The sequence below is a fragment of the Paenibacillus sp. FSL W7-1088 genome (assembly GCF_037969855.1).
Classification (GTDB): Bacteria; Bacillota; Bacilli; order Paenibacillales; family Paenibacillaceae; genus Paenibacillus.
In genome coordinates, this window is record NZ_CP150216.1 from 1,123,100 (window position 1) to 1,145,035 (window position 21,936).

Annotated in this window: 22 protein-coding genes and 1 pseudogene; 16 read left to right on the plus strand and 7 right to left on the minus strand. The window is 41.1% G+C overall.

Features of this window, described 5'->3' with window-relative positions; translation table 11 throughout:
• Nucleotides 1-95: 95 nt before the first annotated feature.
• Nucleotides 96-572 carry a DinB family protein gene (locus tag MKY42_RS05055; RefSeq protein ID WP_177185618.1) on the plus strand — a complete coding sequence of 159 codons (477 nt, stop codon included), beginning with the start codon at nucleotides 96-98 and terminating at the stop codon, nucleotides 570-572.
• A gap of 70 nt (nucleotides 573-642) precedes the next feature.
• A complete protein-coding gene (locus MKY42_RS05060; protein ID WP_339849204.1) occupies nucleotides 643-1,113 on the plus strand; it encodes a DUF4362 domain-containing protein in 471 nt (156 codons plus the stop codon).
• 126 nt (nucleotides 1,114-1,239) lie between these two features.
• Here MKY42_RS05060 and MKY42_RS05065 read toward each other — a convergent pair whose 3' ends face one another.
• Entirely contained in the window at nucleotides 1,240-1,626 is a 387-nt protein-coding gene (locus MKY42_RS05065) for a VOC family protein (RefSeq protein WP_339849207.1), read from the minus strand.
• Between the two features lie 145 nt (nucleotides 1,627-1,771).
• Between MKY42_RS05065 and MKY42_RS05070 the strand changes: the two genes are divergently transcribed.
• From MKY42_RS05070 to MKY42_RS05095, 6 genes are all read left to right on the plus strand, one after another.
• Nucleotides 1,772-2,677, plus strand: a complete 906-nt coding sequence (locus MKY42_RS05070; RefSeq protein ID WP_090893583.1) for an ATP-grasp domain-containing protein — start codon at nucleotides 1,772-1,774, stop codon at nucleotides 2,675-2,677.
• 66 nt (nucleotides 2,678-2,743) lie between these two features.
• Nucleotides 2,744-3,118, plus strand: coding sequence for a hypothetical protein (locus MKY42_RS05075; RefSeq protein ID WP_339849211.1), 375 nt, complete (start codon nucleotides 2,744-2,746; stop codon nucleotides 3,116-3,118).
• 298 nt (nucleotides 3,119-3,416) lie between these two features.
• Entirely contained in the window at nucleotides 3,417-4,172 is a 756-nt protein-coding gene (locus MKY42_RS05080) for a DUF4183 domain-containing protein (protein ID WP_339849214.1), read from the plus strand.
• Between the two features lie 82 nt (nucleotides 4,173-4,254).
• Nucleotides 4,255-4,539: a DUF4183 domain-containing protein gene (locus MKY42_RS05085; RefSeq protein WP_090893587.1), complete on the plus strand. Its 285-nt coding sequence runs from the start codon at nucleotides 4,255-4,257 to the stop codon at nucleotides 4,537-4,539.
• Nucleotides 4,540-4,818: 279 nt separating this feature from the next.
• The gene (locus MKY42_RS05090; RefSeq protein WP_256221904.1) at nucleotides 4,819-5,145 is read left to right on the plus strand and encodes a PadR family transcriptional regulator; all 327 of its coding nucleotides are present in this window, start codon (nucleotides 4,819-4,821) and stop codon (nucleotides 5,143-5,145) included.
• Complete coding sequence (locus tag MKY42_RS05095; protein ID WP_339849219.1) at nucleotides 5,132-6,019, plus strand: permease prefix domain 1-containing protein; 888 nt, start codon at nucleotides 5,132-5,134, stop codon at nucleotides 6,017-6,019. The genes MKY42_RS05090 and MKY42_RS05095 overlap by 14 nt, the downstream gene beginning before the upstream one ends.
• Nucleotides 6,020-6,188: 169 nt before the next feature.
• Here the strand turns inward: MKY42_RS05095 and MKY42_RS05100 are convergent, their stop codons facing one another.
• A complete protein-coding gene (locus MKY42_RS05100) occupies nucleotides 6,189-6,599 on the minus strand; it encodes a hypothetical protein (protein ID WP_179261428.1) in 411 nt (136 codons plus the stop codon).
• A 769-nt stretch (nucleotides 6,600-7,368) separates the two neighbouring features.
• Between MKY42_RS05100 and MKY42_RS05105 the strand changes: the two genes are divergently transcribed.
• Both MKY42_RS05105 and MKY42_RS05110 read left to right on the plus strand, forming a co-directional pair.
• Nucleotides 7,369-8,391 carry an EndoU domain-containing protein gene (locus MKY42_RS05105; protein ID WP_339849222.1) on the plus strand — a complete coding sequence of 341 codons (1,023 nt, stop codon included), beginning with the start codon at nucleotides 7,369-7,371 and terminating at the stop codon, nucleotides 8,389-8,391.
• Nucleotides 8,392-8,440: 49 nt separating this feature from the next.
• Nucleotides 8,441-8,881, plus strand: coding sequence for a hypothetical protein (locus tag MKY42_RS05110; RefSeq protein ID WP_090901816.1), 441 nt, complete (start codon nucleotides 8,441-8,443; stop codon nucleotides 8,879-8,881).
• A gap of 409 nt (nucleotides 8,882-9,290) precedes the next feature.
• Here the strand turns inward: MKY42_RS05110 and MKY42_RS05115 are convergent, their stop codons facing one another.
• Nucleotides 9,291-9,812: a GNAT family N-acetyltransferase gene (locus MKY42_RS05115; protein ID WP_090893597.1), complete on the minus strand. Its 522-nt coding sequence runs from the start codon at nucleotides 9,810-9,812 to the stop codon at nucleotides 9,291-9,293.
• A 314-nt stretch (nucleotides 9,813-10,126) separates the two neighbouring features.
• Between MKY42_RS05115 and MKY42_RS05120 the strand changes: the two genes are divergently transcribed.
• The 3 genes from MKY42_RS05120 to MKY42_RS05130 all read left to right on the plus strand — a co-directional run bounded on the left by MKY42_RS05120 (nucleotide 10,127) and on the right by MKY42_RS05130 (nucleotide 11,397).
• Nucleotides 10,127-10,612: a hypothetical protein gene (locus MKY42_RS05120; protein WP_179261426.1), complete on the plus strand. Its 486-nt coding sequence runs from the start codon at nucleotides 10,127-10,129 to the stop codon at nucleotides 10,610-10,612.
• Nucleotides 10,613-10,709: 97 nt separating this feature from the next.
• Nucleotides 10,710-10,949, plus strand: coding sequence for a hypothetical protein (locus tag MKY42_RS05125; RefSeq protein ID WP_339849226.1), 240 nt, complete (start codon nucleotides 10,710-10,712; stop codon nucleotides 10,947-10,949).
• Between the two features lie 244 nt (nucleotides 10,950-11,193).
• On the plus strand, nucleotides 11,194-11,397 hold the full coding sequence (locus MKY42_RS05130) for a hypothetical protein (protein ID WP_339849229.1): 204 nt from the start codon (nucleotides 11,194-11,196) through the stop codon (nucleotides 11,395-11,397).
• Between the two features lie 183 nt (nucleotides 11,398-11,580).
• On the opposite strand, the gene MKY42_RS05135 is transcribed toward MKY42_RS05130, so the two are convergent.
• From MKY42_RS05135 to MKY42_RS05150, 4 genes are all read right to left on the minus strand, one after another.
• Nucleotides 11,581-12,276, minus strand: coding sequence for an ABC transporter ATP-binding protein (locus MKY42_RS05135; protein WP_339852723.1), 696 nt, complete (start codon nucleotides 12,274-12,276; stop codon nucleotides 11,581-11,583).
• Complete coding sequence (locus MKY42_RS05140) at nucleotides 12,276-13,523, minus strand: ABC transporter permease (protein WP_339849232.1); 1,248 nt, start codon at nucleotides 13,521-13,523, stop codon at nucleotides 12,276-12,278. Before MKY42_RS05140 ends, MKY42_RS05135 begins: the two co-directional genes overlap by 1 nt.
• Nucleotides 13,524-13,529: 6 nt before the next feature.
• Nucleotides 13,530-14,627: an FtsX-like permease family protein gene (locus tag MKY42_RS05145; protein ID WP_339849235.1), complete on the minus strand. Its 1,098-nt coding sequence runs from the start codon at nucleotides 14,625-14,627 to the stop codon at nucleotides 13,530-13,532.
• Between the two features lie 84 nt (nucleotides 14,628-14,711).
• Nucleotides 14,712-15,065: a hypothetical protein gene (locus MKY42_RS05150; RefSeq protein WP_339849237.1), complete on the minus strand. Its 354-nt coding sequence runs from the start codon at nucleotides 15,063-15,065 to the stop codon at nucleotides 14,712-14,714.
• A 201-nt stretch (nucleotides 15,066-15,266) separates the two neighbouring features.
• Between MKY42_RS05150 and MKY42_RS05155 the strand changes: the two are divergent.
• From MKY42_RS05155 to MKY42_RS05165, 3 genes and pseudogenes are all read left to right on the plus strand, one after another.
• Nucleotides 15,267-18,403, plus strand: a pseudogene (locus tag MKY42_RS05155) (DUF3427 domain-containing protein).
• A gap of 173 nt (nucleotides 18,404-18,576) precedes the next feature.
• Nucleotides 18,577-19,482, plus strand: coding sequence for a Dam family site-specific DNA-(adenine-N6)-methyltransferase (locus MKY42_RS05160; protein WP_339849239.1), 906 nt, complete (start codon nucleotides 18,577-18,579; stop codon nucleotides 19,480-19,482).
• Nucleotides 19,483-19,487: 5 nt separating this feature from the next.
• The gene (locus MKY42_RS05165; protein ID WP_339849242.1) at nucleotides 19,488-21,779 is read left to right on the plus strand and encodes a DGQHR domain-containing protein; all 2,292 of its coding nucleotides are present in this window, start codon (nucleotides 19,488-19,490) and stop codon (nucleotides 21,777-21,779) included.
• Nucleotides 21,780-21,936 lie beyond the last annotated feature (157 nt).

Here is a 21,936-nt window from a genome sequence, read left to right on the forward strand (position 1 = left end):
TACAAATGATAAAATTTCCTTTATATTGAAGATAGAAATCGCCGTTTCAGCTTATGGAGCAATCATTACCATTAGTAAACAGAGGAGGAACAATCATGAAATTCAATGAGGATGTTCTTTGGAATCAACTGCAGGATGTAAGGCAATTTACGTTGCAGGTGTGCGTGGCCATGAATCCGGAACAAGTAGATGTGGTTCCTCAGGGTTTCAACAATTCCATTCGATGGAATGTGGGACATATCATTTTGGATCAGGATACGTGGTTTCATTATCTGATTGCTGATGAGGCGGAAATTCCGACGGCGTATGAGAAATTTTTTGGATTCGGGACAAGCCCTGCAACATGGACAGAAGAACCGCCAACGTGGGAGGAATTAATGGAGCGTTTGAAGATGCAGCCAGAGGTGCTAAAGCGCAAATTTTCCGGTCGTCTTGAAGAACCGCTGCAACGCGAGAGTGAACTTGGCATGAACACCATCGGGGAAATTATTCCGCGCACGCTTTATCATGAGTGGTATCATCTGGGGTACATTCAGTCGATACAAAGGTACATTAGCGCTTGCACACAATGATTGGAACAGGGTTTTGAAAAGAGATGTAACATGAACAGCGACTTTATCGTCTTAAGCATGAGGTGATAGGATGAAAAGAGTACTGCTCACGCTTTCGATAGCGTTAATGATGTTAACAGCCTGTGAGGCAAATGATCAGACAGTGGATTCTCCAGTAATCATGAATTCATTTTCGGAAATTATTGAGCCACATAACCCTGAGCAAGCGGAGCAAAGCGGGGATGTCGTTGTACTTCTCGAAGGCATGCGGAACAAGGATAAGTGGAACACATTTGTGAAGAATGTGAAGAACAAGCAGCAGGATCAGGTTCGTGTAACAATGTATACCTTTGAAGGTGGGGCCATTATCCATGAATTGATTTACGATGGCTCAGCGATTCAAGCGACTTATGATAACTCTAGGGATGCCTATGGCTCCAAACAGGGGATGACGAACAACACCTGCAAAGGGATTGGTACGATGAAGAGTGAGCAAGGACGTGTTTTTTACGTGTTAACCGGTTGTGAGAAGGAAGGGAGCACCTTTTCTATTCCCAAGTGATGAGAGTGATATCAACCGTAAATATTTGAGCTATGTAACTATTCATGCTGTAAACCAAAAAGAACCTGCGAAGCCGAGGCTTTTCAGGATCTTTTTACTGCCATATGGAGAGTGAGAGCTGATGGCTTATGCATACAAAGCATTGGATAGTTCGATCAGATTACCGTCAGGGTCACGTATATACACCGAACAGATTGGCCCCAGTGCACCTGTGCGTTTTACCGGTCCTTCTTCGATCTTCGTGTTCTGTTGTGTTAAATGCGCAATGACTTCCTCCAACGGCGTGCTGACCAGAAAACAAAGATCTGCTGAACCCGGCGTGGGGATATGAGCTTTCGGTTCAAACTCTTTGCCCCGCTCATGCAGATTGATTTTCTGCTGTCCAAACTGTAACGCTTTTCGGCCCTGGCCGAATTCAACTACCTGCATGCCTAATACATTCGTATAAAATGCAATCGTTGCTTCCAGATTCTCTACGGTTAACACGAGATGATCAAGTCGTTCTAATTTCATGGATGAGCCTCCTTCGAATTGGATCATTAGCTCCTGTAAAACGAGGGTTGTATATAATAGTATTTCGTTTATTATACCTTAGAGCTCAGTTGGATCGACATCGTATGAGAAACACAATAAAGCAAAATGAAAAAAGGAGATACATATGAAAATTATTTTTTGTAGTTCACCGCTGAATGAGAAGAAGGTAGACGAAAGCTACGAACAAGAGTATATATGTGCCAAGGAATTTGGATTTGAGTTGGGATTAGTTCATCTGGAAGAGCTAATAGTGAACCAGCGACCGGATCTCGCGGTGAGACGGCTGAAGAAAGCAACAGAACGAGAGGACGTGTTATATCGCGGCTGGATGCTGAGACCGGAAGAGTATGAGCTACTATATGAGGCCCTGGAGTCAAAAAATCTATATCTCATTAACACACCGGAGCAATATAAGCATTGCCATTACTTGCCCGAGTCATATGACGTAATCAAAGGATATACACCGCGCTCCGTCTGGGTGCCTATGTCAGATATCCAGGCTTCTCCAGATGCCGTTAAGGAGGCCGCGCGCCAGTTTGGTAATCAGCCGATTATCGTTAAGGATTACGTAAAATCTCGTAAACATGAGTGGAAGGAAGCCTGTTACATCCCAGATGCTGCGGATGAGGAGCATATGAAGCAGATTGTGCATAACTTTGTGACGTTACAAGGTGAGGAATTGAATGCAGGGCTTGTGTTCAGGGAGTATGTTCAGTTGGAGTTTCTATCCTACCACGATCAGAGCGGCATGCCGTTGTCCCGGGAGATGCGTGTGTTTATGATGGACGGTAAGCCTGCATACATTTCAAACTATTGGGATGACGGTCAGGACGAAGCATTCAAGGAAGCATTTATTTCGTTTCTGGACATTGCCCAATCGATTCAAAGTCGTTTCTTCACAATGGATTTTGCCAAGATGGAAGGCGGATCCTGGATTATTCTCGAACTAGGTGACGGACAGGTTGCGGGTTTACCGGATTATGCTGACCCGTTGACGTTTTATAAGCAATTGAAAAGAGCATTAGTGTAAACAATCAAAAGAGTTAACTCATGGTGATTATGAATTAACTTATATCATATATTGGAGGCGTGTTTGATGAAGAGGTTCTGGATAGTGAGTGTGTTGATACTCTTATTGACAGGGTGTGGTCAGAACAATAGAGAGAAGGCCATTGAACATTTGACTCAAAACCAGAGGAATGATGCTTCTCTAATTGTATTTACCGATCGCCCTGCGGAGCGGCCATTTATTGTTGATTTACAGACAGAATTGAATGAAGTGAACAACCAGAATCTGAGGGCGGAAGGCCCAATCACCAACGTGACTTTTTATAATATTCGTGATGAACAGAAATTTAAATTTGAGAAGATTTTTGAACTAGAAACATACCCGTATATGATCCTCTTCGAGAAAGGTCAGATTACATTGGAGACACATAAACCTGAAGAAATCGTTCAGCATTTTGAGTAGAGGTAAGAGTCCACTAAAAAAAACCTCATGAGCAAACAATGAAAGCATATGGCTAAGACAAAGGACTGCAGCAGGAGCTGTTGTCTTTTTTTATTGGGCATCCTTCATAGTTATTCGCACACTCTCCGAATGTGGTAAGGACATAGAATAGGGCATATACACTGTGTGCTTTGGCCTAAGGAGAGTGAACGTTTTGAAGTATCTGAATAAGAGAAGAGCTGCGCCCAAACGATTAAGATCGAGACGTTCAATACCGAAATGTAGAAAAAAATCCCTGGGAAAACTCAGGAATTGCCCTATGACCCGTAAACCTTGCCGGAAAAAGCGGCGCTACCTCCGACCGAAGCGTCCAATAAGACAACTGAAAGTAGTCTGTGGCAAAAAAATCATTGCTTTGCCGAGGGGAATTGGCATCGACCCGGCATGCCGGGAGTCCAGGCCCCGGCTGGCTCCGGTGAGACAACATGAAACTCAGACTGTTGGACCTCATGGAACACAAGGTCTGGTAGGGGAGCAAGGTGCCCAAGGCCCCCAAGGCCCTGTCGGTCCCCACGGTGTGCCTGGGCAGCCGGGCCAACTTGGAGCGCAAGGCCCCGCTGGCCTTCGCGGCGATCCAGGCGAACCGGGTCTTGCCGGAGCGCAGGGTCCCGCTGGCTCCCAAGGCGAGCAGGGTTTCCCAGGAATTCCCGGAGTACAAGGACCAACGGGTCCCCCAGGTGAGCAAGGTCCGCCGGGCAGCGTACCCGGAATTGAGATCATTCCTACGGTAAACCGTTACTTCTATTTTCCAGACACCGATCTGAATTTATTGGACTCGGTTACGATTCCCGCCGTGGAATTCGCGAATGATGAGGGTGGGAGCGTATCCGAATTTGCAGGAATAGGACTTACGAGTTTCTACAATCTTTATATCAACGGGATCGTACAGCCAGGTAACTCATATGAAGTAAATAAGGTTATGCTGTTTTTTCCTTCGCAAGGTGGTGTACTTTTTGCAGAAACGCCGATCATCTTGGAGACTATCCAACTAACAGTAAATATAATAAATGGTTAAAATTAGTCAAACCTCCTCGTGACTTTGCCTTCACGACTCTCGAATCTACCACATATACTATGTCAGGTAGGAGGTGAGAAACATGCCACTCGTGACACCCTTTCAGAACAGTTTAAGATATGCTGCAACCATTGGCGATGGAACAGGTACCGGAGCGACGTTTGCGATTGCTGCGACGGCTTTTACAAACGACGCAGGTACAGCTGCAACGGCATTTCCAGGCACGTTCAATTATTACAATCTTTATATTAACGGTATTATGCAGACAGCAGATACTTCCTCCGTTACAACCACTACAATTACGATTCCTGGTGGAGACGCGCTGAATGCTGGAATTCCAGTCGTAGTACAATTCGTAGTGTCTTAACGCTTACTTGAATCATGCTGCATCATTATCTTGTTCGGCTTCTATCTGTGATAGAAGCCGGACTTTTTTGTACAAGGCACCAATCGACTCTAAAGGGTATTAACGAACTTAACAAACGGCCGAATTCGGCAATAGGAAGAAATAAACCTTCTAGATATGCCTAAATTCGAGGGAGAACATTAATCTCAAATGATTTTATGTATTGCTTTTTACAATATTTGTTTGTTATGCTGACTACATAGAATTACACAGTAGGTGGTGTGAGAACTGAGGAATGAAATGATGAAAGGTTACATTGATGGTATTGTACTGTCTGTTCTGAGTAAGCAGGATGCATACGGGTATGAAATATCCAAAATGGTACATGACGAGACGAACGGTCAATTTGATCTGAAAGAAGGGACGTTATATCCCGCCCTCAAACGAATGGAGGCTAATGGGTACATTGAGGGCTATTGGGGGGAGCAAATTGGAGGACCACGGCGACGATATTACCGAATGACCTCCGAGGGTCAGACTCAGCTCGACAAGTTGAGAACATCTTGGACGGATAACATAAAGATCATCAATATTTTCTTGGGAGGGAGTCTTCATGGAAGTCATTGAACAATATTTAGATCAAGTACTCCGCTATACGTTTTTGTCCAAACGGGAAAAGTCTGAGTGGAGAGAAGAAATGGCCGCTCATCTCCATTCGTCTACCGATCACTATAGAAGTCAGGGATATTCTGAAGAACAGGCTATGGAACGCAGCATCCAACAATTTGGCTCTATTTCAGAACTACGCAGAACGGTAACCAAAGAAACATATGGATTCAATATGAGGACGATACTTGGTTGTGCTTTAGCAAGTTTTATCCTTTTCATCGTGACACTCGTAGCTGGACTAGTAGCCAATCAATACGGTGTACATAACCGATATATCGAGATTATGCCGGTTGTTTTGATTACCGTGAGTGCATTAAGCATCTGTATATGTTTAACGCGTAAACGAGTAGATCGACTTTGTCTGCTATCTCTGCCACTGTTATTTGCCTTAGGATATCTGCAAGCCTACTTTCAAATCTTGGTTGATTATTGGGGTGAGGGATTATCGTTTACGATGTTTGAAAAGTTATTTTTCAGTGGTTCATATGATATTTCCGGTCGGATTGAAGTCATGTTGATAGGCGATTTGTTCCTGGTAACACAAGTGCTCATCCTTTTTGCTGTAAGTAAAAATCGTTATATATCCATACTCCCGTTTGTCTTTTCCACCATGTATACATTGGTTCATATGATGATGTTCACTCTCTATTACGCATTCTTTACGTCAGAGCAGTTTAGTTCCTCGGTAACTCAGGGGTATGGCGTTTTCCTGGATGTTAATGTGCAGCGTTTGATGGAGATCGGACTTAATTTGGTTATCGGTGCATTAGTGCTTGTATTATTGATGCTCTGGGGGAAATGGACTTCGAAAAGGAAGTTGAACTTAGCTTGATAGCCACCGAGTCTTTTTTGTGTCGCTATATGGCGGCTTTTTTTGATTTATGTATTGATAAAACAAGAGAGCTTTAATACAAATAATAGAAGGTCGGCAGAATCTGAAACATAAACCCAAAAGACCCACCTCTGTAGAAGCAGGTCGATCTCCAATCTACTGATTATTATTAATGCTTTTTATAATGTTTATAGTGTTTATAATGCTTAGAGTGCTTGCCGAAACTTTTCTTAGCCAATTCTGTAGGTGAAAAGCGATGAGCTGCAACCAGTCGGCCAGTTGCGTTTTTACCCCATCCTGACACAAGGACATGTTCGCTGTTTGTAGTATACTCAACTTCAAATTGAACCAAATTAGCAACATTCAGAACCCGGAAGCTAGAAGAGCCTGGTGCAAGAGTGAAAGTAAATGTGCTAACCAGAGTTTTTGCTCCATTCAAACGGAATAATCGAACACGTACCGTAGCGTTGCTACTTCCATTATTAACTGCCTTCGCGAAAAAAGTTCTGGACTCTCCGGGAACTGTTGCAGTATTAATAGCATTTTCAACTGGACCAGTAGAATATTTTACTAATGTCATACATATCAACCTCCTAAAAGTGATAGTTTATGTTATGTTATTAAATTCATTTTGATTGGGTTCATAGGAGAACAAGAAGAATTGGCCTTCTGCTGTATCTTCATCTCCTCGCTACATGAGTAGTGAATGTCATATAACTCACGGGCAGAGTGCTGGAACAGCTATACGCCGAGCGTCACTGTATCGACGAACCCGCCGCAACCTCATCATCGCCGCCCAGCGGTATGGCCCGCTGCAACACGAGTATGGAAGAATGGTGAGTAATGTGAACTTCGGGATACTGCTCTTTATGATCCTAGACATACTGGTATAATCCGCTGATGTTTCTACCGGCCAAGTTGAAGATGTTTTCCCCCACACTCTATGAACCTGTAAGCTCATTAATCACAGGCGCAAGGTCTAAGACGAGTATGTTATTGGTGCTGCAAAAGAAGATCGTGACCGCCGATTTGATCGACTGGCGCTTTCGTTTAAGATAGAGAAGCTCAGTATATTAGCCTTCAACATGCACTAATGTGCAATATACTTGCCTGTAGGATATCTCCTACCTACCGGACTACTTATAAAAAATTGAATCCTCTGTTTGATTCCAATCCCCCTTCTAACTTGTTAAAATTTAGGTACATATACTACGGTCAGGTTGGCGGTGAAGATAGATGCAGCGTATTCAGGTACATCCCGATGAATTAGAGGAAAAAGCGCGATTGGTTCAACAGAAGAAGCTGGAATTGGAGCGAATGTTCGGGATCTGGAAAAATCAATTTACCTGTTGCAGTCCGAATGGTCTGGTGTCACAGGAGAGCGGTTCTTCTGGGATTTTATGCAGGTGAAAGAAGTTTTCCCAGCCACAATTGGGCTATTGGATAAAATTCAGAATGAATTTATATTTATAGCGAAGAATTTTAGAACAGCGGATGGTTCGGGTGAGGTTGCACTGTACATTCCGGAAGAACTGAAACGAAATTTCGGTGTTGGACTGCTCGACAAGTCGGTTGGAGAGACCGTAACGGGAATTGGACAGACAGCAGAGGCGCTCTTTTATGATCCATTCGGGACGGTCGCCAGTGTGGCCTATGGGCTGACTTTGGGCAGAGTGGTCGATGTTGGACGAGGAATCGGATTCGCATGGGATGCCGCTTGGGGCACAGGAACAGCCAGGTCTGACATTGAGCAGTTTGTAGATGAGCAGAAGAAACAGATGGATGAGAGTGGGGTAGGCTATTATAGTGGTTCTGTGATGGGTCAGGCATTGGCCTACGCCTTTGTTGGCAGGGCGCTTCGTTCGAAAGAGGATATGGGCGGGGGATTAGGTGGAGGTAAGAAAGAAGCGGATAAGGGTAAAGAAGGGGCTGGACAAGATGGTAAACCTGTTGTAGATAAAGAGAGGTGGCTCGGGAGTCTACAAAATACAGAAAACTTTAAAACAGGAACTAAAGAAAACGGATTAAGCCATATTTTTGGTGGTGAAATACTCAAAAATGGGAATGCCAATGGTTTTCATTATGAAGGGATGCCAAATAGTAACGGCAAAATTGTCGGGAAAGTTGATACACCTAATGAGTTTGGTGTCTATCAAGCCAATGTTGAAATTAATGGAGTACCAAAAGGACCCAAATCCACATTTTTTCCAAAGGAATGGACACCACAACAGGTAATTGATTCAGTAAATGAAGCTTTTAATAGTAAAGTAAATATAAAAAACAATAAATATATAGGGAAAACAAGCACAGGTATGGAAATAGAGCTTATTTTGAGAAATGATAAGATAATCTCAGCATACCCAATATACTGAATTGGAGGGTACATTAGTGAAGATAAAATATAATTATAAATTGAAATACATGGATGAATTTAATATGGTTGTAATGGATTTTGACGAGGAAAAATCACTTAAGTTCGCCACTATGATAAGTGATCCTTTAGGATCTGATATACCTTGGAGATTTGAAGATTTGAGAAAAGATATTGAGAATTATTTTGATTTATTAAGGGGAGGAATCCCCGAATATAGACATGGAGGAAATGCATCCAGCGTCATATCACATAAAGATTACACAATAATTGAAGATCCATTTTATGATGAGGAAGAAGATGAAATTGAACCCATTTGTAAGTTAGAGACAGTTGAATTCGTAAAAGTAATATTACTATGGGCTTACGAAACTTACAAATTTAAAAGTAAAAAGGGAGTGATTGCTTTAAAGGAGGCAGAAATGGTTATGAAATGGGTTGAACAAAAGATGTTAGAAGTTGAGAGTATAGAAAATGAATCTATACAATAGCTGATATAAAGCTCATCCCTGATCATGGCCGACAAGCAGTGAAAAGTTGTATCATCTTATTATTGGGAGATTTAATTCATGGGGATATCATCTTTTATACTATTTAGACTTGGAAAGAGCATGCCGACTTATCTTTTATCGAGTGCTGCTCGGAACATATGTAGAAAAGAGAAACTTTTCTTTGATAAGGATGAAGAAACTTACAATAGCGAAGGTGCATTAAAATATACTCGACTATATTAGTGACACGCCATTCAAAAAGGTGGGTTGAAAATAAATAAGGATTTTCTTTACACCAATCCATATGTTCCAGGAATAATAGGAGACTCACCAGTGGACCTGGAATCGTGGTTTTCTAGATGATTCAAGAGAGATGATGGAGGAGAGGTTAAGCAGAAGGCATTGGTTATTAAAACAATGATTTATTTATCCATTTATAACTAATGAATTTTAACATTTGCCCATTCATTTCAAATTCTTTATCACTAGTTTCTGTATGCTCGAATCCGTTTTTCTCTAAAACTTTCTGAGATGCTATATTGTTGGTGGTTGTTTTTGCCTCAACTTCTTTTATATCTAAATCAACTATTGTATTGAGAAATAATTTTAATGCTTTTTTAGCAATACCTTTTCCAGTGTGAATTTGTCCCACTCTATAGCCGAGAAATCCTATTTTATCGGAATCATCAATATCAACTAAATTTATTCTTCCAAGAATAGAATTATTTTCGTCTTTTATTAAATAAAAAAAGGAAAGTCCTTTAGCTTGTTCATCAAGCAGAGATTCATTCCTTACTTTAAAACCCTCAGGCTTGTAATAATCATTTCCTCGAGACGGTACCATTTCCTCGAAAAAAGTTCTGTTCTCAATCTCAAATTCATACAAGCTTTCAAGATCAGTGTCTTTTAACTTCTCAATTACTATATTCATGAATACTTCCCTCCAATAAACTTTAATTCTAAATACTACTAATATACTATAGCAAGTATAACATTCCTATTTCGTTATTCAACATCAGGAGATTGTCTTTTGGTTTAATGGATATTCGTATTCCTAGTGTTCCATCAGCCTTTACAAGTGGTTACGGACATAATCTGCATCTTCTTTCAGCGGTTTAGCCCGCTGCCACACGAGTATGGAAGATGTAACTGTGAAAAATAAAACTCAGTCTGACTCAGTTGAAAAATTAAAAGATCAGAATATAAAATTAGCTCATTAGACGAATTGAAGGAGGATATAAGTAAATGAGTTCAGTAATCATTCTAAAAAAAATCTCAAATTATTCTCCGGAGCAGACTCTTGAGAACTTTAAGCATGCAGCACAGAGAGCGAATATGTATTGTTTTCATTTAACAGTTGATCATGAAACAGATAACAACTTTCAATCTGCAGAAGGCACGCTATCTGAAGTGGATGAAGAGACCCTATCAAATACTGATGATGAAGAAACTATTAGGTACTTCACTTTTAACGTGAATAAAGTTGTCGAAAATTCATATGATAGTTTTACGTGGCTCACCGAATCAACAGATTACTTTTGGGCAGCGGATGTTGTAAATATTAGTCATGAATATAAATTTATTTATAGGTTTGTAGTAGAGTATTTTCAAGATAACACGGAAGATTACCTATGGTTTGATGATGCTGAGTGGTATTATACAGCTGACGATATCTTGATATTAAGTCAAAAGCCGTACAACCCAAAGTGGTGTAGCGAAAAGATTGTATGAGTTAAGAGGATTTATTAATAAATAGGGAACATGGGTTAGCACTTCTACACACAAACTAGAGGTGCTTTTACTATAAAATCTAGGAGAACAAAGTGCCATGATACTAAAAAAACGACTTTTAATAATCGGATGTTGTATTGCCTGTGTGATCTTACTTGTTCTAACTTATAGCTTTTATAAAGAGAAAAGAATGTATGAAGAGTATCTAACGATGAATGTCCGCCAAGATATCGTTGATATGAAGAGTGCGATTATAAATAATGATATTTTATTTAATCGAATACTTAAGAATGAAATAATAACAAACGAGATGGCTGAACATTGTTGGGGACTTTGAATCCAAGGAAATTAACGAGAATGATTGGCCCCAAATCTTGAATGATCTGGAGCAAGTGACACGAGCTTATTTTAGTGAGAAAAAGGTTAATTTCGTGGATGATGACGTTTGGAGAGACGCTTTGAATCCAAGATACGAATGATGAAGAAGAGCTAATTGATACTAGATATGAGATGCACATTCAAAGTGGAGTACTCCTGCCGTTTAGAGGCAATAGGAAGAACTTTCATGAAACAAGGCATATATGAACAGCTTATCAACACCATCACCAGGCAGGAGATTTCGGCGCTGGACCCGGCGAGCGCTCAAGATTGTGCGGGAACAGACGGAAGATAAGATGGCCGTATTAGAGCAGATTCGAACCTGTAATGAGATTATTGCCTCCCTGAAAGACACGTTAGGAGAAGAAGAGTACAGCGAATTGCAGATGGATGAGCAGAAGTATTGACCCATGTGTATTCCAAGCTGAACAGCATGCGTGCGGTCCGGATACCAAATATTAACGGTAAAATTGTCGGGAAAGTTGATACACCTAATGAGTTTGATGTCTATCAAGCCACGTATGATGTCCTAAACTGAACTCTAATGCTAATTATCGGAGTTACTCGGCCCATCATTTTGCAGATTCATTTTAAACGTGGTGTTGATAGTTATTCTGATCAGTAAGGACTTTTCCATCAACTAATCTAATGATGCGGTCGCATCGCTTGGCAACCTCATCATCATGCGTCACGATGATAATCGTTCTGCCTTCATGGTGTAATTGTTGCAGGAGATCCATGATTTCTTCACCGGTTCTTCGATCCAAATTTCCAGTGGGCTCATCGGCCAAGATCAATTCAGGCTCTCCCACCAAGGCTCTGGCGATGGCCACCCTCTGTTGCTGGCCCCCGGACAGTTCATTTGCCTTTTTTAGACGATGCGATGCTAACCCGACTTTTTCAAGATAATGTGTGGCTTTGGCTACTCTGTCTTTATGTTTTCCTTTTCGAAAGGTCAGCGGCAGTATAACATTATCCTGAACTGTATAATCTTTGAGCAGGGCAAAATGTTGAAAAACAAATCCAACCATTTGATTTCTTGTCCTATGAATATGACGAGACGAGATTCGTTGCAGAGGTTGAGCGTCAAAAAGATATTCGCCTTCGGTAGGATGATCCATAAACCCCAGTATATTGAGTAAGGTACTTTTACCGGAGCCTGAGGGTCCCATGATGGCAATCAACTCTCCGCGGTGTATAGTAAGATTGATATCTTCCAGGGCAGGGGCGTCAGGGGATTGGCGACGATACGCTTTGGTGATGTTTTTTAATTGAATAAGTTCCATCATTCCATGCCTCCGATGAGCGATTTTATATCCTGTTTTCGTATATATAAATAAATGATGAAACTGGAAACGACGATAATGAAACTAAAGATGATAAAAATGATGAATAGAATGGAACCATCTAATTTGAAGTCTAACGGACTAAGCATATTTATCTCTTTGGAGATTTGGAGCAGTTCTTTATATTTCCATTGAAAATGGATTAGAGACAACCCGAAGCCAATAACCCCGATCAGGATATTTTCAATCGTAATCTGACCTAATATGCCTAAAGGACGTTCACCCAAAGCGAGTTTGATGCCAAATTCTCTTTTGCGAATCATCAGCGAGACGATCGTAGTTACCACGATTCCAGTGACTGAAAACAGGACAAAAGCCAATCCAAGTATGGTTTGAAAGGTCTCCAGATACATATTTTGTTCGATGTTTTCATGAACGGATGCACCCAAATTCTTCAGAGTCAGATTGACTTGATTTGAACTGAAGATGTTATTTAACTCATCCACATTGGCGTTAGGCTTCAACGTGAGGATGGTTGTCTGTTGTAATCTTGATGAGATGGCATCATTACTATCAAAACGATCTGTGGGCATAGGCATTATGAATGCCTTATCCAGCTTTAAGTAGACGTTGGATGTGTTGCTATACACCAAGTATTTATTAGGCAAGAAGCCGACAATTTTGTATTTATGATTGATGAGGTCGCCGAGGCTGTAATACGACTTGAAGAAGGAGCCGACCAATATGGGCATTTGCCCTTGACTATTTTTTCTGAAATCCTGCGAAGTAAATCCGGTGCCAGCTGCAAATTGCCCATTAAGAAGTTCATTATATTGCTCATCAATCATGATTCCAGTAATAAAGGGCTCGTTCAGCCCCGATGTCATAGAGCTCCGGGTCAGCTGATCCATTAACCTTCGGTCAGGGTTCGAAGACGTATCCAGTAGTAAAATCTCCTCGGCGTACGTACCTAATGAAATGACGTCGGGATGCTGTTCCAATTGGCTGTATACCTTGTCCACTTGTTCCTTAGATAGTGTATGAGCAGAAGCACTTCCTTTTGCAGGCACAACAACATATGTGCTTTTCAAATCGAGCAGGGAGTTAAAGTTCATGTCATATAGATTTAAAAAGATATTGCTGCTTCCAGTGATGGTGGACAAACCATATGTAAACTGGATAAGTAAAAGTATGGATATCACCCATCTGTTTTTCAATGCTCTGAGCGCATCTTTGATTCTATACATGAGGGTCTACTCCTTTAAGGCTTGCGCTGGTTCTGTTCTGAGAATGAGCAGAAGCGGAATCATGGCAGTAATGACTGCCGTAGCAAGGGTGATGAATGTGCCAAGAATGATATGCATGTAATTCAACTGCACATCGTAACTTGTGGCATCAATGATAGCGAAACTGGTACGGCTGAGGGCCCATTGAATACAAAATGAAAAGCCGGATGCCACTACTGCGCACACAAGCAGTTGACTGAACAGGTGAGCAATAATTTGCAAATGGCTAGCTCCCAAAGCTTTGCGCAACGAGATTTCTTTTCGCTTCAAGTAAATCCACAGATAGCTTATATTTATACAGTTAATGAGCGAAATGATAAAAAGTTTATAAGGATAACTTAATACTTCGTTTACACCCGCCCTTGATTTTTTTTCTACCTCATAAGACTTTGTTATGTTCTCAATCGTTGCCCTAACCTCAGGGGTAATTCGCTGTACCTCTGAAATAAACTGCTGAATCTCTTTAGTTGTGTCTTGATCCGATCTGAATAGAAGTTCAATGGATTTTTTTTGTTCTATTTCGTGTTTAATAACATCCGGCAATCCCTCAAAGGAAGTGAATATTGTATAGTTGAATACCGATATAGACTCTTTTCCAGTGTTGTCTCCCGCAATCCCCGTAACATTGTATTTTTTATCGAATAGTTCCAGTGGGCCAACGTGTTTGGATATCATGGTTCCAGTCATTACCGCATTGGCTGTTTCGGAAGATATTCCGGTACCTTCAAGTAACGGAGGCGACCAGTTGTGATTCAACATTCCGACGACTTGAACATTGCCTAACTCAGGATGAAATATGGTTATGTTCTGGGTGATCACACTTGTATTCGACGTAATTGATTCAGCAATAGCTTGAAGTGAGCTATAGCTCACTTGATTCATGTTTGTCAAAGTTGCTGAATAGTAATGTTCGTATTTTCCATTCTTGGAATAGTAAAAAATCTTGTCGTAGTATTCTTGAGTTGAAAGAGAAATGAGGATCGGCAGTACAGTTAATACAAAGCCGATAAAAAGCATCACAAAAATCTTTTTGTTAATCCATATATCGTTAAAGATATGTCGCATGTTTTCCTCCAATAGTAAGGAAAACGTGAATAAGGTGTCAGCCTTATTCACGTTTTGGATAATATGAAGTAAGATCGGGAAGGATCAGCGGAAATTTATGCTTTTCGTACGGTTTGCTTCATCTACTGCGCTGACCCAATCATGCCAGGAAGTACCGCTAGTTGCAGCTCCTGCAGTAGTCATGATAAGAGTTACTTGATCCGTTGGCGAAGCTTCTTTATTGCGAGACTCATAAGTACCATCGTTAGTTCGGGCTGAGACATGTATTGATTTGATGAATGGTTCATTGGTTTGAGCAGTGTATGCGGTAACGATAAATCTTCCGCCACTACCTGTAGTCGTTGCGTACGAATCAAAACTGAATGATGCAAATGAGGCCGCAGATATAGCACCTACCGTGCATGCTGTAAGTGCAAGAGTAAGTATAGATTTTTTCAATAGACTCTTCATGATTATGGAATCTACTCCTTTTGATATATTTGTGGCCACATCCAAATATTAACTTATAAGATAGTTGAAAAACAATAATTTTACAAAAATTTTACAGTTTAATACTGGTTTTACATTTGTGAATAACAAATCAACTAATGAAATCACCTACATATCCACAACCATCCTACACCCACACGAGGTACATTCATGAAACAAGGTATATATGAACAGCTTATCAACACAATCACCAGACAGGAGATTTCGGCGCTGCCCCGGATGTGTATCACATTGGGACTGAGAAGCTGGATGCAGAGGAAGCACGCAAGCTGCTGTCCACGTATTTGGCGGCGGTGACCCGACGAGCGCTCAAGATTGTACGGGAACAGTCCGAAGACAGCGCCGCAGTACTGGCGCAGATCCGAACGTGTAATGAGATTATTGCTACCCTGAAAGGCACACTGGGAGAAGAAGAGTACAACGAATTGCAACTGGATGAGCAGGGGGAGGTACTGACCCATGTGTATTCCAAGCTGAACAGCATTCGGGCTGTCCGGGATACCAAAATCGTTCGTCCAGATACTCCGATCTCCCAAAGCTCTTTATTCACAGGTGCCAAGTCCGAGCCGAGTATGTTACTGGAGCTGCAAAAGGAGATCGTGACCGCCGATCGGATCGATTGGCTGGTATCATTTATCAAGTTCAGCGGGCTTCGCCTGCTGCTGGAACAGCTTCAACAGTTCACGGCTGGCGGAGGCAAGCTGCGGATCATCACAACTACCTATATGGAAGCAACCGACCTCAAGGCTATTACTGAACTTAGCAAATTACCTAACACAGAGATCCAGATTTCGTATGATACCAAAGTGACACGGCTGCACGCCAAAACGTACATTTTCCATCGTGACACTGGCTTCACTACAGCCTATGTCGGCTCCTCTAACCTGTCCAACCCGGCGCTGACCAGTGGTATGGAGTGGAACCTCAAGGTGACGGAGAAGGACTCACTCGACGTGCTGCGCAAGATTGAAGCGACCTTCGAGAGTTACTCGAATGACCGCGAATTTACGCGATATGTGGCTGAGGATGAAGGACATGAGTTACAGTTGAAGGCCGCTCTGAATCGTAAAAAAGATCAGTCTAACCACTTTCACCTGGACATCCAGCCTTACGATTATCAAAAAGAAGTGCTGGAACAGCTTCACGCCGAGCGTACGCTGTACGGACGAAACCGCAATCTGATCGTCGCCGCCACAGGTGTTGGCAAAACGGTCATCTCTGCCTTCGACTACAAGCGATTCCGGGCAAGCCATGCGGGAGCCAAGCTGCTTTTTGTCGCCCATCGGGAAGAAATCTTGAAGCAAAGCCGGGACACGTTCCGGTATATCCTGAAGGATATGAACTTTGGCGAGCTGCATGTCGGGAATCAACGAGCAGAGGCGCTGGACCAATTGTTTGTTAGCATTCAGAGTCTTAACTCCATGAAGCTGACGGAGATCACCAGCCCAGACTATTACGATTACATTATCGTGGATGAATTCCACCATGCCGCTGCGCCTTCGTACCAGAGGCTGTTGTCTCACTACGAACCGAAGATTTTGCTAGGACTTACTGCAACACCGGAACGGATGGATGGCAAAGACATTTCTGCCTACTTCGATCATACGATTGCCGCCGAGATCCGTCTAACCGATGCCATTGACCGGAAACTGCTGAGTCCTTTTCAATATTTTGGCGTCACCGATACTGTCGATCTATCTCAGGTGAAATGGTCGCGAAAAGGCTACGATCTGAACGAACTGGAGAAGCTCTATACTCATAACAAAATTCGTGCCAACCAGATCATCCAAAGTTTGAACAAATACGTAACCGATCTGGACGATGTGAAGGGGCTTGGGTTCTGTGTTGGGGTGGATCATGCGATGTATATGGCAAAAATATTTAACGAAGTCGGCATTCCATCCATAGCCCTGCATGGCGGGTCGAGCGAACAGGAACGTCATTCTGCGAAAGGACAGCTGGTGAACGGGGAACTGCGCATGATCTTTGTCGTGGATCTGTACAATGAGGGCGTGGATATCCCTGAGGTGAACACGATTCTGTTCCTGCGTCCTACTGAGAGTCTGACCGTATTCCTGCAACAGTTGGGACGTGGACTGCGGATGGCGGATGGCAAAGAGTGCCTGACCGTGCTCGACTTCATCGGACAAGCGCATCAGGAATACAGGTTCCAGGATAAATTCCGCGCCCTGATCGGCGCTACCAAACATTCCATCTCGTACTACGTCGAGAATGGTTTTTCGAACTTACCACGCGGCACGTTCATTCAATTGGAAAAACAAGCGAAGGAATACATCATGCGCAACTTGAAGCAGATGAGCCGCAATCGCAGAGCGTTGATCCAGAAGCTGCAAACGTTCCAGCAAGACACCGGACTGCCGCTGACCTTGGCTCATTTTGTAGAGCATCACGGGATGACACTTGTTGAATTGTATGGTGGACGTACGGGCAAAAGGTATTTCCGAGGCCTGTTGGCCGAAGCCGGACTGACAGAGCCAATCGAGAGTGAGCAGGATGAGTATATCCGCAGACTACCGTCTGTGCTGACGATCAACTCCCGAAGCTGGCTGACGTTCCTGATCGACTATATCGAAAAAGGCAAAGAACCGACGACCGCGGATGAACGGCGCATGTTGATCATGTTCTATTACACCTTCCACCGGGCTGCGCCCGAGAAACTAGGACTGAGCAGCATTGAAGAGGGTGTGCAGCGCGTGCTGTCTTGTGAGGCTTTTCGAGAAGAACTTGTGTATATTTTCAAATATAATTTGGCTCATCTGCGATTTGTGGATAAAAGCAATTCGTTTCCGTACACTTGTCCACTAGATATCCACTGTGCGTACTCCATCGACCAAGCGCTCGCCGCCTTCGGTTATTGGAATGCCCAGCAATCACCCGCCTTCCGTGAAGGCGTGAAGTATTTTGCCGATGAGCAGACGGATATCTTCTTCATTACATTGAACAAATCGGACAAAGATTTCTCACCCTCAACGTTGTACGAGGACTATGCGATCAACGAGCGTTTGTTCCACTGGCAGACTCAGAGCAGGGTGTCAGAGCATACGGCTACCGCGCAGCGGTACATCAATCATCGCGAGATGGGCAACCGGATTGTGCTGTTCGTAAGGGAGTATAAGGAGGAGCATGGCTATACGTCTCCATATGTTTTCTTGGGGGAAGCGGATTATGTGAGTCATGAGGGAAACAAACCGATGAGTTTTGTATGGCGACTGCGGGAAGAAATGCCCGCGAAGATGGTGGCGGTAGCGAATAAGTGTATTGTTTGAAATAAAACAACAATTACTCTTTTCACATATAACTTGTATGGTTTTAAACTTTATTGGATAAATAATCATTTGAAAATAGTACCAAAGTCTCTATTAATATGACATAATATAGAGAGAAATAGTTTTTTTTGTAGAAACTAAGTAAGATAATGTGATATTCAAGGAGTATTTGTATGATTGAAAATTATATCAAAAAACAGGTAGATTTCACGTTTAAGGAAAGTAGTGGGCATTATAAAGCTTCTAAGAGTGATGTTTATATTAATGAAAGTAATAGAATTATAAAAGGAAACCCATTATTGAAGTGGCCAGGAGGCAAACGAAATCTTCTTAAACATCTTCTTCCTCTAGTCCCTGAAAAATATAATAATTACTATGAGCCGTTTCTTGGTGGTGGCGCATTGTTTTTTGCTATGCAGCCTCGAAATTCAAAATTGTCAGATGTTAATCCTGAACTTACGAACTGCTATCAACAAGTTAGAGATCATCCACAGGCAATTATAGAAGCGTTAGCTGCTATGGAGAATTCTGAGGATGAGTATTATAGAATTAGAGCAGAAAATGTTGATGACCCATTAGCTAGAGCAGTCCATTTCATTTACTTGACCACCCTATCTTTTAATGGAATATATAGGCTGAATTTAAAAGGTGAGTTTAATGTGCCCTACGGTAAAAAGACACATCTGATGCCTTGTGATCCAGTAAAGATAACTGAGACAAGTAACGCCTTACAAAACAATGAAATTAATTTGATTGATTTTGAAGATGCTGTTCAAGACGCTCGGGCAGGAGATTTAGTATATTTCGATCCTCCTTATACAACCTCCGAGAAAAATAATTCATTCTTAAAATATAATTCTAAAGTATTTTCATGGGAAGATCAGATTCGGTTATCTAATTTAGTAAAACGGTTATCTAGCCGGGGATGTAAAGTAATTATAAGTAACACTCACCACCCTTCAATCCTTGAATTGTATAAAGATTTTTCCATGTTAAGAATTGAACGAAATTCAATAATAGCTGCGTCTACTGAACATCGTAAGCAAATTACTGAATGTATTTTTTTTAATGGGGTGTAATAGCTATGTTAAGTAATATCCAGAGTGCAGAAGAATTGAAATCATCTTACCGTTTTAGAAGAAAGCACTATATTACTAAAACCGTTATGGAAAATAGTTTGGCAGAACATTTGAAAGACGAATGGAAAATTGAAAAGAGAAATCTAAAAACTACAAGATTAAGAAAAGAAAAAGATAGCAAGAGTTTACTTAGTGATAGAATTTGGTGCTTGCTGTATCAAATGAAATTTGATCTACTTTCTGATGAAGGTGGCGCCAATCTAAAAGCAAATGAGAAAGATGAGAATAGTAAGGACCAAAATATTGACCTTGTTGCTATTGATGAAGAGATTGCCTTAGCAATAAAATCTATTAGTTTAGAACGAAGAACTAACAGGCCACAATTGCAAAGCGAAATCTCTGAATTTAATTCTATTAGAGGATACCTTGCAAATGTTATAAAAAATCAATTCCCTGGACCATATAAACGTCAAATCGTCCAAGCTATATTCATTTCAAATATATCCTTGTCTGATTCAGATAAGGAAGCAGCTACTAAATCAAATATTATCTTATTTGATGAGAATGATCTTGTTTACTATGAGAAATTGGCTTCGCATATTGGGCCAGCATCGAAATATCAATTTTTTGCTGACATGTTGCCTGGAAAACAGGTGCCAGGGTTATCTATAAGGATCCCTGCAATTAAGACACGAATGGGTGGATTTAATTGTTATGAATTCTCTATATCACCAGAATATTTATTGAAAATATCATATATATCTCATCGAACTAAAGGAAAAGCATCAGATGTTGATACTTACCAAAGAATGGTAAGTAAACCTCGTTTAGATAAAATCAAGCAATATATAAGTGATAATGGTATATTCCCAACTAATATTGTGCTAAACCTTGATCAAAAGTTAGGAAGGGTACGGTTTGAGAAAATTAAGCAGGACTATGATTCGGATGGTGGTCTACTTGGATGGCTTGAAATTCAGCCTTCCTACAAATCTGCATGGATAATTGATGGACAGCATAGACTCTACGCTTATTCAGGACATGAAAAATCACAGTCTTCAAGAGTGTCGGTTTTAGCCTTTGAGGGGTTGAAACCTAGTATGCAGGCTCAACTGTTTGTTGATATAAATGCTAAGCAAAAGAGTGTTAATCAATCTTTATTACAAGAACTTTATGCTGAACTTCATTGGGATTCACCAGACACTTCAATAAGAATAAATTCAATCATATCGAAAGCTGTGCAACAGATGGGAGAAGATCCAGACTCACCGTTCTACGATAGAATACAAACAGCTGAAGCAAAGAAAGATACAGTAAGATGCATTACTTCTGGAAGTATTTTTAGTGCTCTTGAGAAAAATGGATTTTTTATACTTAAAACAAAAAAAGGTAGTCCTTTAGAGCACGGACCCTTATGGGGAGGGAGTAATGAGGCCACATTAAAACGTTCGATAACTATTATTAATGGCTGGTTTGAGATTATCAAGCTTCAAACCTTCGATTGGTGGGAAAAGGGTGCAGGCGAAGGTGGAGGCCTAGCAATGAATGATGGGGTCACAACCTGCTTGAATGTTTTAAAGAGTGTTTTTACTCACTTAGATAATAAAGGAATTCGTTTGATAAGATTAACTGATGATGAGCTCTTTACTGAAATTAAACCATATGCTATTGCATTGGCTAAGCATTTATCTTCACTAAATGAAGCGGAGAGAAAAAGGTTTAGAGATTTAAGAGGGGTACAGGGGCAAACAACAAGAACAAAGAGATGTCAACAGGCTATCCATAATGTGATAGCAGATTTTGCACCTCAAGGGTTGAAAGAGTTTATTAACTCTGAGAAAGCAGAGACTAATAAAAAAGCTAAGACAATTGTAGATTGGATCGAAACAAATATACAGAAATTTATTTTAGAAGAGTTAAAAAGAGAATATGGAAGTAGTGAAATGGAGTGGTGGTTGCAGGGAGTACCCAAAAATATCAGAACTAAAGCCTCAGAGCGCTTTGAACAAAACGATGGGCAAAGAGGTAAAAAAGAGTATTACTTTGATCTGATGGACTATAGAAAAATAATAATGGATAATTGGATGTTGTTCGAGAAAACTTTTGCATATCAAAAAAGTGGAAATAAAGAGGTAAGAACTTCTTGGTTAAATAGTGTTAACAATATGAGAAATATTGTTTCTCATGTATCATCCGCTATGGTTCTTTCAATCGAAGAGCTGGATGAACTTGAAGGATATGAACAATGGTTAAAAAATCAATTAGAATTGCATAATCTAGAAGAAGTAGAAGTGTGAATAATTGGAGGATTATTGTAGGAAGCACTTTGAGTAATTTGTCTGATAGTTACTATATAAAAGTTCTGATTTTCATGATTAGAGAGCTAGCAGTATATTCTAAAATAATGAGTGAGTCAAAAACAAAGACAAAGCAGCGATTTATCCCGCTTTGTCT